Raw genomic sequence first — 13,886 nt, forward strand, 5'->3', positions numbered from 1 at the left:
TTACATACTATATGAAGGTAGTATTCCAGGTCCTAGTGGAATATTAAATACCATAAATAATATCAATAATATAGTCCATACTATTAAGAATGAGATTGAGTATGGTAGCATGTTAGCTATTACTGTACCCATACCAGCATCCTTATCATATTTTCTCGTGAATGCTAATATAATAGGGAAGTATGGAAATAATGGACTAAGTGGATTTGTTATACAATCTCCTATACGATAAGCCATTTGAGTAAGGGCTGGATTGTATCCAACCATCATAAACATTGGTACAAATATAGGTGCAAGAATAGCCCATTTTGCAGATGCACTACCTATAAATAAATTTATAAAACAAGATAAAATAATGAATCCTATCAATAATAAAGGTCCATTTATTCCTGCTGATTTTAAAAATTCTCCACCTTTTACAGCTAGTATAAGACCTAGATTACTATTTGTAAACAACTGTAAAAATTGTGAAGCTGCGAATGCTAGTATTATATATCCACCCATATCACTCATTGCACCAGCCATTATAGAGACAACATCCTTGTCCTTCTTTATCTTACCTATAGTTTTACCATATACAACACCAGGTATGAAAAATGCTAGTGCTATTATAGGTACCATACCTTTCATAAGGGGAGCATTGTTTGATAGTAAGTCTCCTGTTTCTGGGTCAGCTAAAAATGGTCTTTTACCAATTACACTAAGTGCTATTATGATTGCTGCATATATTAATATACTTATACCAGCTTTTTTAAGCCCTTTTTTTTCTGCATCAGTAAGGCTGCCATCAACATCTAATTCTGCATTTCCTTCATATTTACCAAATCTAGGGGCTACAATTTTTTCTGTTACCCATGTTGCCAACAGTATTAAAACAAAAGTTGATGCTATCATAAAGAATAAGTTCATTGTTGCATTGGCTTGAAATCCAGAATCAATCATTTGAGCTGCTGGAACTGTAAAGCTTGCAGCAAGTATGTCATTGACACTTATCATGATATTCGCGGCGAATCCTAGACAGACTGCTGCATATCCAGAAAATAAACCTATAAGTGGGTGTCTACCAACACCAAGGTATACAAGTGCAGCTAGTGGTGGAAATAGTATTGTACCTGCATCAGATGCAATATTGGCAAGCATACCTATAGTCATTACAACAAGAGTTACTTTTGTTTCAGGAATCTTACTTACTGATGCTTTGATTGTCGCTGTCATAAGTCCAGTTTTATCACATACACCAGCACCTATCATAGTTACTAATACTAGTCCTAAAGGAGCGAATCCTTGGAAGTTGCTAACTATATTTCCTAGAAGAATTTGAAGCTGTTCTACAGTCAATAAATTTACAGCTGTTATGGTTTCGCCTGTACCAGGATGAACTACTGATATACCCATAGAGCCAACTATACTAGATAGTATAAGTAAAAGTACACATAGCCCTAAAAATATTGTAACTGGGTCTGGTAGTTTATTACCAACAGTTTCTATTCTGTTTAATGTTCTGTCAAAAAAATTTTTCTTTTTAACTACGTTATCATTCATAATATCCCTCCCTAATATTTAAAATATAATTAAAAAATGAGTATTGTGGTCAAATTTATAATTAAAATTATGATTGTTGATTTAAGACGTGTCCACAATATGTCCTAAAAAAAGTATAAAATAAACTTTTAACTATGTCAATGCAATTTTCTGAATTTTCTGTATGAATAGTGTTAATTAAATATGATTTAAATTGATTAATGACGAATTATATCTAATACATTTGAAGAATATATACGCTTTAAAATTAATTTTAAAACAAAATTTTATAAAAATCTAGTGGAAGATTAAGTTATTAAAATAATAATCTAAGAAAAAGTTGAGTTTTTAGAATAATTAGAGGATAGATTTGATTCAAAATCTAAAAGGGAAAATCAATTTTTAGCTTTTTGTAATATATATATAATATTAAAATTATCTATATTGATAATTTATATAAATTAGTACTATAAATTTCTAGGGTCAGGTGTATATCTTTATAGAGTGGTGCTTTTTAATGACTTTTGTATATTGAAATGATATAATATATCCGAGTAATAAGTAAAGGAATATTAAATTAAAATTAAGATATTTGTAGATTTATCTAAAATATATGTTAATATTAGCATCTTTTTATAGAAAGTCTAATGGGAATATAAACCATTTATAATTATAAATTCTTAGAAAAATCCTTTAAACTATAAAAAATACTGTAGTTAAATCACTTTTTAAATTAATCATAAATAGAAGAGTTCATTTATAAGAGTATTAATAGTATTTATACTATAAAAATATTAAATGATTCATAAGCGAGTATAGGTGATGTATAAGGAGGATATGATGCTAGAGACACTATTAAGAAATTTTAGAGCAAAGAAGATGGATTTATATCAGTCTGAAATTAGAATTAGAAATTACCATAGTTTGAATGGTCTATCACTAGTAGGGCTTGCTATTTCAACAATGGTTCTTATATTTGGATTGACTTTATCAGAAGTAGTTACTTTTAATACAGAATTTTTTCTTATATTTGGATATTTTCTTATTCTTCATATCCTTTGTAAATTTTATTTAAAAGAACACACTAAATATATAACATGTATTTTTTATGGAGTATTAACACCAGTTATGATAATGGGTATTTTAATGGGAACTTTTTTAGACAAAACAGAACCTTCAATTACAATCATGGTATTCATATGTGTACTTCCTCTATTTATATTAGATAAACCTTGGAGAATAATTCTTTATATAACAGTAACTGCTATAGCTTATGGTATCTGTTGTTTTATAGCAAAGGATATAGATATGTTTATGGCAGACTTAGTCGATTTAGTTACATTTTATTTTTTATCTGTTGGTGTCAATTTCTTCATTTTAAATGACCGTATTGAAAGCGTAGAAAACTATATTAATTATCGAGAGAAATCGGAAATTGATTTATTGACAGGTATATATAATCGAGGTTCTGGAGTTGAGATGATTGAAAAACTCATGTCTAGGCAAAAATATGGCGCCTTTATTCTTATTGATATAGATGATTTTAAGTACATTAATGACTCTTATGGTCATATAATAGGGGATTATTATCTAAAAGCTGTAGCTGAAAATATAAGAAATGTATTCTACGATAGTATTGCATTAAGATTAGGTGGCGATGAATTTGCTATCTATTCTGTAGAATTAAATGATGAAGAGAAGTGTAGGAGGCGATTTGAAAAATTATTTGAAGTGTTAAATGATATGGAAGATTTATCAAATGATAATTATGTATTTCATATCAGTTTAGGATGCTCTATTTGTGATGAAAATATTATCAATTTTGAAGAGTTGTATAGTAAAGCAGATGAAGCCCTTTATTCAGCAAAGGAAGCTGGAAAAGGATGCTATCGTATAAATTAGTTAGATATGTGTATCTTTTGAGTTGTGTAGAGGATATAAAGTTATTTTATGTGTATAGTGCAAATTCTCCTCTAATTTACTACATTCAAATGGTTTTCCATGTCCAGGATAAATCATCTTGGGTTTTATATTAATAATTGTTTCCCAAGATTGAGTAAATTCCATTTTATTTTCTGCAAATATGGTGATTTTATGAATACTTGGGAAGCCATTCATAGCAGAATCGCCACAAAATAAAGCACCATTATTAAGTAGTAGTGAAATTGAATCAGAAGTATGTCCTGGTGTCTTTATGATTTTTCCATTTAGTTCTTTTTCAATTTCTTTTAGATTATTGTCAGATATAAGAATGCACATTTTTTCAAACTCTTGTTTTAGTGGAGGAAAACAATGTCCACCTTTTCCAAACATCTTCATAATTTGGCAAAAGAGAAAAGCAGTACGACTTGTACATCCACCAATAAAAGAATTTTGACCTTTATGTAGAATTTTTAAAGATTTATCATGCATAACAATTCTTGTATTAGGAGATTCTTCTAAAATCTGATTAAGAAAACCTGCATGGTCATCATGAGCATGAGTTAGAAATATGTATCGAATATCTTTGATTTTTATGTTGAATTTAGATATTTGTTTTTTGAAATGTTTAAAACCATTTTTATATCCAGTATCAATCAAGACAAAGCCATCTTGAATAGGGTACAACCAATTATTTACAATTAGGTTTCCTGCATTAAACATTTTTTCACCACCTTAAATTAAAATAGAAATTTGTATTGCTAGAAAGAATATATCATACCCATAATTATACTTCAACAGGGTATTGAAAGTTTTATAGTGAGTAGCATCAGTAAATATTTATCTTATCTACAGATGCTACTTTTTTGTGAATTTTATAGGGCTATCACTAATTTTTTATAATATTATAAACATATAAGATGAAATAATAATTGTAGTATAAAGTTGTTACTTTTCAAGATATGCTTTTAAGGCAAGCCCAATAAATTTTGATGCTCCATCTCCATATTTCTTATCATTAATTTCAATAAATGTAGGGTTTGATATATAATTTTCAGATGTAATAGACCAATAGTTATCTCCCATATCAATACCACTGTTAATTTCATTAGTAAATGAAATTAGTTCTCCAACTAATTCTTGAACATCTAAAGAAGTAACATCTTTACTTAAATTTTCTGTAAGTTTTTTTGTAATATCATCACTTTTTTTTATAAGATTAAATACTTCTGATTGGTCAATAGTAGAGCCATTAGACATAAAATTTTGAAGATTACTTTCCATGGCCTTTGTATATTTTTCAATACTTCCATACTGTTTAGTTGCCATATCAGCTATTTTGTTTTCATTAGATTTCATTTCTGAAATCATTTCATCAAAGTTTTCAATACTTCCAAATTGCTTGATAATTCCATCAGTATGAGTTTCTTTGAACTTAGTTAATATACTAAAATATTCATCCATATTAAAATCTTTAAAATCCATACATTTTTCTCCTTTTATAAGTTTATCAAGTAGCTCTAATAGAGCATTTAACCTATCTCTTTTTATCTGAATTAGTTTTCGTTGATTATCAAATGCAGTTATCTTATCAAATTTAGGATTTTCCATGATTACTTTAATTTCTTTCAATGTAAAATCAAGTTCTTTAAAAAATAGAATTTGTTGTAAAACTTCTAATGCGTTCTCATCATATAATCGATATCCAGCATTCGTTATCTCTGTAGGTTTAAATAAATCAATTTCATCATAAAACTGTAAAGTACGTACACTAATACCAGTTAACGAAGAAACCTGTTTTACTGTCATCATTTTAATTCACCTTCTTTCATATTCTAGTAATTGAGACCTAGTCAACATTATCTTTGTAAGAAATAGCATTTACTTATTAACTCTGTCTCTAACTACTACTGTATACTATCACTATACGTGAGGGTCAATCTCTTTGTTATATTTTTTCTAAATAATATTAAGGATTTTACTAAGGATAAGATGTTTTATTTTAGTTGCGATTTATGGTATGTGCTTTATTTGAAAAGTAAGAAGAATGTAATAAGGACTCCAAAATTAAAGAGAAAGATATGAGAAGATGGTATAGCGTTTATAGCAGATACCATCTTTTGTATTATAAAAATATACTTATAAAGTTTTATCGTGTTTTTCTAAGAATGTTAGATATTCTTCTTTAGTCATAACTGGAGTAAAGGCATCTAGTATACTTTTAGCATCTTTAGCATTATCGAAAAGAAGGTCTACAACTGTAAGCGCCATTGCCTTTGCAGGGATTATGTATGCTAAATCTTCATCAACTATTTCAAAATCTCTTGTATGAAGAGCTCCTTTTACGCCACCAATCATAGGGTGAAGAGTAGGCATTATATGAGACACATCACCAAAATCAAAAGAACCTGTAAAGTCTCCACCATCAACAACCTTTCCTTCTAGGCCCAAATCTTCAAGATTATTTTTAAATAAATTATCAAGATTTTTGTATCTTAATATTGGTAAGTATCCAGGAATTTCAGTTATTTCAACATCAGATCCAACTGCCATTCCACCAGCCATTAAGGCTTTATTTATCCTTGAATTAGCATCAATCATACCGTCTATAGTTCTAGCTCTTACGTATGATTCCATATGAACATCAGCAGGAACAACATTTACTATATCACCACCTTTTGTGATGATAGGGTGGAATCTAACTCTTTCAGATTCTTTAAAAGTTTCTCTAAGTGCATTTACGTTGTTTATAGCAAGCATTGCCGCATTTAAAGCATTTATACCATCATGTGGAGCAGAACCAGCATGAGATTCTTTGCCTATAAATTTAACTTTTTTTCCAACAAATCCATTGCTCTCAGGACCTACTAAAGCTTTATTCTCACCTAAATCAGAAGCATGAAACATCATAGATATATCTATATCATCAAAATAACCTCTTTTGATTAACTCTTGTTTTCCACCAAAGTAAGTTATTTTTCCTTCTTTTTTTAATTGTTCTCTATATTCCAACTCAATAAATTCTTCAGCTGGTGTAGCCATAAAAGATACTTTACCATCTATATGTTCTAAAACACCACTTTTTACTAAACCAACAGCTGCACCTAACATTCCAGCTATTTGAATATTATGTCCACAAGTATGAGAAGCACCTATTTCATTAGCATCTTTGTGTTCTTTACATGATATACCATCCAACTCTCCAAGTATAGATATATGAGGACCTTTTTTATTAGAATTTGCATCTGCCTTACATCCTGTTATAGCTATATTCTTTTCTACAGATAAGTTTAACTCTTGTTCAAAAAAGTTTGAAATAGCTTCTGTAGTTTTAAATTCTTTATATCCATACTCTGGGTTTTTATATATTCCTTGACCTATTTTTAATATTTTTTCTCTATTTTCATCTATAGTCTTTATTACTAGAGATTTTAACTGTTCTTTGTTCATAATAAATTCCTCCTATATTTTACCTTGAATACTTAAAACTATATGAGCTATACTCGCACATGCGAAGAATATAGTTGTGAAAACAATAAGTGATATTATAACTATTTTCCATGACATTTCTTTTAAAGACTCTATTTTATTTCCAACAGAAATTCCTGCAAAAGCCAGTAGTGGAGTAGTTATAGCCATAAAGTTAATATTGTTAGTATTTGTTAAGAATACCTCAGATGTTGGGCTATACGGCATACTAAGTAAAAGACCTATTATAGTTGCAAATCCAAAAGCTGGAAATATCGATTTAGGAAATAAATCCTTTACAATCATAGCAGCCATAGCAGCTAATATTAACATAACCATTCCAGGAAGGGCTGTAATTATAGATGTACCCACGCTAATTCTTTGTCCTATAAGAATTATAACTCCAATGACAGACATAACCAATAATTGAAATGAACTTTTCTTTAAATTTAAATTAGCAAACATTTATTAGCACTCTCCTTCTGTTGTTTCAACTTCTTTAGCCTTTTTATTTCTAGAAAATTTAGGTTCTAAAATCTTATACATAAAATTGGTAAATGGTAAGGATACAAAAACTAAGAATATAATTCCTGTTATACTAGACATCATATTACTTGTTGCTGCATAGGCAAGTATTGTATCTGCCATTTCAGGTGGTACCATAGTAGATAATGAACCAGCTGCCGCAGTCATCATACTTCCACTACCAACACCACAAGCCATTCCCAAAGCATATGGATGAAGACCACTATAGATAGAGACTGAACCTAGTACACTAAAGTATATAGTACCAAGAACTGTACCCATTAAATATGTACCAAGTACACCACTACCTTCTGGCGAATTTATCCCATATTTCTCAGATATAACTCCTAAAGAAGGTTCACGGCTTATACTTGCAGTAGCTCCAATAGCTTCTCTTTTCATACCAAACATTAATGCAAGAGGTAATGCAACGATTGGTGCAAGTATATGACCAAATTCTTGAGCGATGAATGCTGGTCCAGCTTGAATTATTTTGTCAATGTTTGGACCAACTGTAGTACCATATTTTATACCAAGCATTACTAGTGCAATTCCAACGACTTCACCAGCAATATTTATTTCTTTTTCTCCAATGACTTTTTTAAGTGCTTTAATTTTTTTCCCTAATAAATCTGGTGTTATTATAAGTCCAATTATAACTGCATAGAGCATAGGAAATAGTACTATAGAAGCTTTTCCAATAGCTATAGTTCTTTGTCCTATAAATTCACATATTACTACTAATATTAAGCAAGTTAAAAATACTTGAATAAAATGTTTTTTATTACTTTCCATGATTTCCTCCCCAAAAGAATAAGTATTGTACTTATTTGAAATGAAAAATACGTTTTCTTAAATGTAATACGTTTTCCTATATAATATAGAAAAAACTGTTTCAAACAAGTTTTAGAAATGTCATTAACATGTCCTTAATTAAGGATAAAACAAAAATTTAACATTGTCAACGAAAAAAATGTAAAATATTACATATTTTTCAATATATTGTAATATTCGTTCATTCCTAAAAAATTATTTAAATATTGTAGGAATAATAGATAAAAAGCTTTAAAATAAATAATATAAAATTATAAAGTAGTAATTTGAAATTTTAAAATGAATTAATGAAAGGATTTTAATATTTAAGTAAATATTAAAGATTAATATGACTAACTTAGATTAAATAAATTTAATGATTCTAGTAGGTGGTAATGGATGAAAATAAATAGATTAACAGAGATAATAGTAATATTATTAAATAAAAAACTGGTAACTGCTAAAGAGCTAGCAGAGAGATTTGAAGTTTCTACAAGAACCATATATAGAGATATAGAAACTCTATCTATGTCAGGAGTGCCAGTATACATGACAAAAGGCAAGGGAGGAGGGATATCTTTAATAGAAGAATATTCTATAGATAAGACTATATTATCAAATGAAGATAAAGAGAGTTTAATAGTGGCGCTCAAAACTTTACAGGCAACAAAGTATCCAGAAATAAACTCAGTAGTAAATAAAATTGGTTCAATATTTGGAGAGCAGAACTTTGCAAATTGGATTGAAATAGATTTTACTGAATGGGGAAGTAATTTTAATGAAGATGACAAATTTACAAAAATAAAAGAAGCTATTTTAAGGCGTAATACTATAAATTTTAATTATGTAAATAGCCTATCAAGTCAGACCAATAGAACTGTTGAACCTATGAAACTTATGTATAAGAGTAAGACTTGGTATTTATATGGATTTTGTAAATTAAAGGATGATTTTAGGATATTTAGAATTAGTAGAATAAAAAATTTAGATGTAAAAGAAGAAGTGTTTTCAAGAAAAATAATAGAAGATGTATGTTTTAATGGCTCTAAAGTTATTGAGGAAGATACTGTGACTTTGAAATTGAGATTTAAAGAGAAGATGCTTTTTAGAGTGTTTGACGATTTTAATAAAGATTTAATAACTAAAAATGAAGATAATACATATGATGTAATTGCTGAATTTCCTGTTGGTGAGTGGATTTATGGTTATATCTTATCATTTGGGGATAATGTTGAAATACTTGAACCTAAAGATGTTAGAGATAATGTAAAAGCTAGATTGAAAGAGTTATCTAAAATTTACTCGTTATAATATAATAATTGCGTTAAGAGCTTTGTTTAAAATTTATTCATTTCAGAATACTTTGTTAAGTTTAATTATATTAAAAATATGACATAAAGCTGTCGTATATTATGAATTATAATTAAATTAAATAAAACTAAGATAGATTAATAAAACAAAGTGAGGTATAAAGTATGGATTATGAAATAGTAAATATAAGTGAGAAAATAGTTGTAGGAATATCAAAAGAAACTACAAACCAAGATGGACAGGCAGTAAAAGATATAGGTGAGTCATGGAAGAGATTTATGGGCAAAGGTATATATAATTCTATAAAAGGTAAAAAGAATGAAAATACAATAGGCTTATATACAGATTATCAAGGAGATTTTACAAATCCATATAACTTTGTTGCATGTTGTGAAGTAAATAGTGATGCAGATAAGGATATCAATTTGGACGAATTAAATACTAATGATATGGTTGGAGAAATTATTATAAGTAAAGTTATACCTGCAGGTAAGTATGCGAAATTTATTGTAGTAGGAGATATTCACAAAGCTATAGGAGATTTCTGGGTTGAATTTTGGCAAATGGATTTTGATAGAACTTATATAAGTGATTTTGAAGAATATCAAGGTAATACATATGATGCTGATAATCATGAAATTCACATTTACATAGGAATAAACTAGATTTACCCTATATGAGTATATGTAATTTGTTATTGACATATGTCAAATGAAGGGTTATTATGAACTGGTAAATGTTAGAGATAAGACAATAGAATGTTTGAAAATTTTATGATAGGTTTTCATACATGAACTATGAAAGGGGATTTTCCTATGTTTGAATGTGCATTTATTTATGTTGCTAAAGGTCTTAGTGCTGATAAGCAAAGAGCAGTTATTCCATCTGATACTATCAATATGAATGTTATTGGTGTGGAAAATTACGATGAAGCAGAAATTGTAGCAAAAGAAATGGTGGAAAAAGGATGTACAGCTATTGAACTATGTGCTGGCTTTGGTAACGAAGGTATTTACAGAATTAAAAAAGCTGTTGGACCAAATGTTGCTGTAGGTGCAGTGAAATTTGATTTCCATCCAGCTTTTGGATTTAAAAGTGGAGACGAAATGTTCTAATAATAAGTTTATTTCTATTATATAGAGATTGTAAGAATGAGTTTTCACAGACACTATAAAATGAATTTTAAAGAAAGTTAAGAGTGATAGAAAAGCATACATTTAGTACTCTAGATTATTATCTTTTATATAAATAATTAAAATAGAGGAAATTAGAATACTTGTATGATGTTTTATTGAAAGTTACTGACTGTAATTAATATGTTGAAAAATCAATATATTAATTACAGTCAGTTTTATTGTTTGTAATGATAAGCAGTAAATCTATAAAAGGTTTACTGCTTTTTTAATGATTAGCAATTTTTTTAATGATTAACAATATCAATTTTACTTTGAACCTATATAATTATATTGTTTTGTTATACATTTAATACTTTTTCCTGTAAATATGTACTTTTAGATATCATTATTTATCTTGAGATTTTTAAGATAAAAGATAAATAATTGTAAGTACAGACTAGTAAGATACTTTTGGATTTATAAATAGATAATAAAAAAAATTATAAAAAATAATGTATAAAGCTAAACCTAATTTAATCGATAATACATATATATAAATACAATTAAGTAATAAAACTACTATTTTTTGGATGTTAAGCAAGTTAGAAATTATATATTAAAGAAGCGAATAAAACTGTAATTTAATATTTTATGTAATATGATAAGAGTTTTTCATTTTTTATAAATTGCAAACTTGTTAAATTATAAAAATAAATCTACAGAAAGAATTTGAATGAATCTGAAAAAAATCTTATACGAATATAAAAAAATATAAGATTATTTTATCTTTCTTTGATTACTTCTGACAACTTTTTATGTTTTATACAATTATATTTTTATTAACTCGTCAAAATGCCAAACATATATTACAATAGATATATAAGTTTTTTCATTGACAAATTGTGTTAATATGATTGAATATAATATGGCATAAATGATTACTTTTATTTATCAATGAAATGTATATATTATGTAGCGAAAAATAGTCAGATAGTATAAACAATAACTGAAATAAAAACGTTTATTGTTGTACATATGGAGGAGTTAGTTTTATGGAAAATAAAATTTTGATAGTAGATGATGCTATTTTTATGAGAATGATGATTAAAGAAGCTCTGAGTAAAAGTGGCTATGGAAATTTAGTAGAAGCAAATGATGGAGAAGAAGCTTGTAATATGTTTAAAGATGAAAAGCCTGATTTGATGTTACTTGACATTACAATGCCAAAAAAAGATGGGTTAGAGGTGTTAAGAGAAGTAAAAAAGTTAGATTCAAATGCTAAGGTGGTGATGTGTTCTGCAATAGGACAAGAAAATATGATTGTAGAAGCTATAAAACTTGGAGCATTAGACTTTATAGTAAAGCCCTTTAAAACAGATGTATTAGTCAAGGTTGTGAAAAATGCTTTAAAATAAGAATGTAAATAAACACTGATATGGTGGAAGGTATATAAATGCAACAATTAAAAGGAGGGGTTTATATTATAAATTATTTAGAACTTGATGATGCTCATATAGATGCTCTTAGAGAAATTGGTAATATAGGCTCTGGGAATGCAATCACTGCACTTGCATCCATGATAAATAGTAATATAGAAGTATTAATACCAATGGTAAAAATACTTGAATATAATGAAGCAACCAATTTGCTTGGCGGTCCAGAAAATAAAGTAGTATGTATTTTACTTGATATGAAAGGCGATATTAATGGAATGTTTATGTTTTTGTTGGATGAATCAATCACCCAGCTTATGTTAAATTCTCTTTTTAATAAAGAAGAGTCTGTTTTGGATGAGATTGAGAGTATTGAAATTTCAGCAATCAAAGAAATCGGAAATATTATGGCAAGTTCATATGTAAATGCAATGGCGTCTATGTTAGATATGACCATAAGTATTTCAGTTCCAGACATGTGCATTGATATGATTGGAGCTGTGCTAAATGTACCTATGATAAGATTTTCAGATGTTGGTGACAAAGTCTTATTTATAGAAAATAAATTCAAAATGAGTGATAATTATTTTACTAGTCATATTTTGATGATTCCAGAGATGAGCTCACTTAAAGAAATATTAGTGAGGTTGGGATTAAAAGTATGAAGAGGGAGATAGTAGTAAACATTGCAGATATGAAGATAGCCTATAAACCAAATGTCTTGGTTACATATGCACTTGGTTCTTGTGTAGGAGTATGTTTGATAGATAAAATAGCAGGAATTGGTGGAATGTTGCATGTCATGTTGCCATATAGTAAAGATGCTATTAATATTGAAAATAAATACAAGTTTGCTGACACAGGAATAAATGAGCTTATTAAATCTATGGAGCATATAGGTGCAAATAGAATGTATATAAAAGCAAAAATTGCTGGAGGAGCTCAAATGTTTTTAGGAAATAGCAATTCATCCATTGCAAGCATAGGGCATAGAAATGTTGAAGCAGTAAAAAAAACACTTTTAGGGCTAAATATTCCAATAGTAGCAGAAGACACAGGTATGAATTACGGACGGACAATACGTTTTTGTACTGAGACAGGTGAATTGCTTGTAGATTCAATAAATAAAGGTAAAAAGAAAATATAATATATATTTTATAGAGAATATATTTTAGAGGGGAGGAATTAAATGAGATTTCCAGATGACCCATATTTAGATTATAGGCTAGTTGATGAAGGAATTAAACATCTAACATTTAAAGTAGACGAGCAAGATTTCGGTATTGAAATTGAAAAGGTTGTAGAAATTGTTGGAAATCAAGAAATTATATTTATTCCAGAACTCCCAACATATTCTAAAGGTATAATAAATTTAAGAGGTAAAATTATTCCAATAATAGATATGCGTTTGAGACTTAAAAAAAGCGATTTAATCATTGATAATTGTATGTATATAGTAGTAGTCGAAATAAAGGATTTATTAGTAGGATTTATAGTTGATAAAGTTGATGAGATAATAAGCTTAGAAAAAAATCAAATATCTCCTCCACCAAGAGTTACTTTTGAGTACTCAGATTATTTTGTAAGTGGTATTGGAGAGATAGAGAGTAAAATAATTACCTTACTAGATTTAGAGAAACTTTTGACAGATAAAGAAGAAATTTTAATAGATGAAGTAGTTAATAAATATAATTGCACTATCATGTAGCACAGGGATATAATTAGAAGGTTATTATAAAAAGATTGTAATGGGAACATTTGGGGATGTAGTGGTATAATT

At 28.2% G+C, this 13,886-nt stretch carries 14 protein-coding genes; 8 read left to right on the forward strand and 6 right to left on the reverse strand.

Features of this window, described 5'->3' with window-relative positions; all coding sequences use genetic code 11:
• Positions 1 to 1,542 carry an AbgT family transporter gene (locus ACTG47_RS02790; protein WP_479926018.1) on the reverse strand — a complete coding sequence of 514 codons (1,542 nt, stop codon included), beginning with the start codon at positions 1,540 to 1,542 and terminating at the stop codon, positions 1 to 3.
• 819 nt (positions 1,543 to 2,361) lie between these two features.
• Here ACTG47_RS02790 and ACTG47_RS02795 point away from each other — a divergent pair.
• On the forward strand, positions 2,362 to 3,423 hold the full coding sequence (locus ACTG47_RS02795) for a GGDEF domain-containing protein (protein WP_479926019.1): 1,062 nt from the start codon (positions 2,362 to 2,364) through the stop codon (positions 3,421 to 3,423).
• Here the strand turns inward: ACTG47_RS02795 and ACTG47_RS02800 are convergent, their stop codons facing one another.
• The 5 genes from ACTG47_RS02800 to ACTG47_RS02820 all read right to left on the reverse strand — a co-directional run bounded on the left by ACTG47_RS02800 (position 3,424) and on the right by ACTG47_RS02820 (position 8,229).
• A complete protein-coding gene (locus tag ACTG47_RS02800; RefSeq protein WP_479926020.1) occupies positions 3,424 to 4,164 on the reverse strand; it encodes an MBL fold metallo-hydrolase in 741 nt (246 codons plus the stop codon).
• A gap of 225 nt (positions 4,165 to 4,389) precedes the next feature.
• On the reverse strand, positions 4,390 to 5,253 hold the full coding sequence (locus tag ACTG47_RS02805; protein WP_479926021.1) for a MerR family transcriptional regulator: 864 nt from the start codon (positions 5,251 to 5,253) through the stop codon (positions 4,390 to 4,392).
• 327 nt (positions 5,254 to 5,580) lie between these two features.
• Positions 5,581 to 6,891, reverse strand: a complete 1,311-nt coding sequence (locus ACTG47_RS02810) for a M20 family metallopeptidase (protein ID WP_479926022.1) — start codon at positions 6,889 to 6,891, stop codon at positions 5,581 to 5,583.
• Positions 6,892 to 6,903: 12 nt separating this feature from the next.
• Complete coding sequence (locus ACTG47_RS02815; protein WP_479926023.1) at positions 6,904 to 7,374, reverse strand: hypothetical protein; 471 nt, start codon at positions 7,372 to 7,374, stop codon at positions 6,904 to 6,906.
• A 3-nt stretch (positions 7,375 to 7,377) separates the two neighbouring features.
• The gene (locus tag ACTG47_RS02820) at positions 7,378 to 8,229 is read right to left on the reverse strand and encodes a DUF3100 domain-containing protein (protein WP_169466432.1); all 852 of its coding nucleotides are present in this window, start codon (positions 8,227 to 8,229) and stop codon (positions 7,378 to 7,380) included.
• Positions 8,230 to 8,646: 417 nt separating this feature from the next.
• Here ACTG47_RS02820 and ACTG47_RS02825 point away from each other — a divergent pair, with 417 nt between their 5' ends.
• The 7 genes from ACTG47_RS02825 to ACTG47_RS02855 all read left to right on the forward strand — a co-directional run bounded on the left by ACTG47_RS02825 (position 8,647) and on the right by ACTG47_RS02855 (position 13,814).
• Positions 8,647 to 9,558 (forward strand): helix-turn-helix transcriptional regulator, encoded by a 912-nt coding sequence (locus ACTG47_RS02825; RefSeq protein ID WP_479926024.1) that lies wholly within the window; start codon positions 8,647 to 8,649, stop codon positions 9,556 to 9,558.
• Between the two features lie 164 nt (positions 9,559 to 9,722).
• Complete coding sequence (locus ACTG47_RS02830; protein ID WP_479926025.1) at positions 9,723 to 10,223, forward strand: GyrI-like domain-containing protein; 501 nt, start codon at positions 9,723 to 9,725, stop codon at positions 10,221 to 10,223.
• Between the two features lie 150 nt (positions 10,224 to 10,373).
• Positions 10,374 to 10,673 carry a DUF6506 family protein gene (locus tag ACTG47_RS02835; protein ID WP_479926026.1) on the forward strand — a complete coding sequence of 100 codons (300 nt, stop codon included), beginning with the start codon at positions 10,374 to 10,376 and terminating at the stop codon, positions 10,671 to 10,673.
• 1,052 nt (positions 10,674 to 11,725) lie between these two features.
• Positions 11,726 to 12,088, forward strand: coding sequence for a response regulator (locus ACTG47_RS02840; protein WP_479926027.1), 363 nt, complete (start codon positions 11,726 to 11,728; stop codon positions 12,086 to 12,088).
• 38 nt (positions 12,089 to 12,126) lie between these two features.
• Complete coding sequence (locus ACTG47_RS02845) at positions 12,127 to 12,771, forward strand: chemotaxis protein CheC (RefSeq protein WP_479926028.1); 645 nt, start codon at positions 12,127 to 12,129, stop codon at positions 12,769 to 12,771.
• Positions 12,768 to 13,253, forward strand: coding sequence for a chemotaxis protein CheD (locus ACTG47_RS02850; RefSeq protein ID WP_169466445.1), 486 nt, complete (start codon positions 12,768 to 12,770; stop codon positions 13,251 to 13,253). Before ACTG47_RS02845 ends, ACTG47_RS02850 begins: the two co-directional genes overlap by 4 nt.
• Positions 13,254 to 13,295: 42 nt before the next feature.
• The gene (locus tag ACTG47_RS02855; RefSeq protein ID WP_479926029.1) at positions 13,296 to 13,814 is read left to right on the forward strand and encodes a chemotaxis protein CheW; all 519 of its coding nucleotides are present in this window, start codon (positions 13,296 to 13,298) and stop codon (positions 13,812 to 13,814) included.
• Positions 13,815 to 13,886 lie beyond the last annotated feature (72 nt).

The sequence above is a fragment of the Clostridioides sp. LIBA-6622 genome (assembly GCF_056716095.1).

Bases quoted from the DNA above. Each gene is read 5' to 3' on its own strand.
- ACTG47_RS02790 (WP_479926018.1), bottom strand. From the start codon at position 1,542: ATGAATGATAACGTAGTTAAAAAGAAAAATTTTTTTGACAGAACATTA.
- ACTG47_RS02795 (WP_479926019.1), top strand. From the start codon at position 2,362: ATGCTAGAGACACTATTAAGAAATTTTAGAGCAAAGAAGATGGATTTA.
- ACTG47_RS02800 (WP_479926020.1), bottom strand. From the start codon at position 4,164: ATGTTTAATGCAGGAAACCTAATTGTAAATAATTGGTTGTACCCTATT.
- ACTG47_RS02805 (WP_479926021.1), bottom strand. From the start codon at position 5,253: ATGATGACAGTAAAACAGGTTTCTTCGTTAACTGGTATTAGTGTACGT.
- ACTG47_RS02810 (WP_479926022.1), bottom strand. From the start codon at position 6,891: ATGAACAAAGAACAGTTAAAATCTCTAGTAATAAAGACTATAGATGAA.
- ACTG47_RS02815 (WP_479926023.1), bottom strand. From the start codon at position 7,374: ATGTTTGCTAATTTAAATTTAAAGAAAAGTTCATTTCAATTATTGGTT.
- ACTG47_RS02820 (WP_169466432.1), bottom strand. From the start codon at position 8,229: ATGGAAAGTAATAAAAAACATTTTATTCAAGTATTTTTAACTTGCTTA.
- ACTG47_RS02825 (WP_479926024.1), top strand. From the start codon at position 8,647: ATGAAAATAAATAGATTAACAGAGATAATAGTAATATTATTAAATAAA.
- ACTG47_RS02830 (WP_479926025.1), top strand. From the start codon at position 9,723: ATGGATTATGAAATAGTAAATATAAGTGAGAAAATAGTTGTAGGAATA.
- ACTG47_RS02835 (WP_479926026.1), top strand. From the start codon at position 10,374: ATGTTTGAATGTGCATTTATTTATGTTGCTAAAGGTCTTAGTGCTGAT.
- ACTG47_RS02840 (WP_479926027.1), top strand. From the start codon at position 11,726: ATGGAAAATAAAATTTTGATAGTAGATGATGCTATTTTTATGAGAATG.
- ACTG47_RS02845 (WP_479926028.1), top strand. From the start codon at position 12,127: ATGCAACAATTAAAAGGAGGGGTTTATATTATAAATTATTTAGAACTT.
- ACTG47_RS02850 (WP_169466445.1), top strand. From the start codon at position 12,768: ATGAAGAGGGAGATAGTAGTAAACATTGCAGATATGAAGATAGCCTAT.
- ACTG47_RS02855 (WP_479926029.1), top strand. From the start codon at position 13,296: ATGAGATTTCCAGATGACCCATATTTAGATTATAGGCTAGTTGATGAA.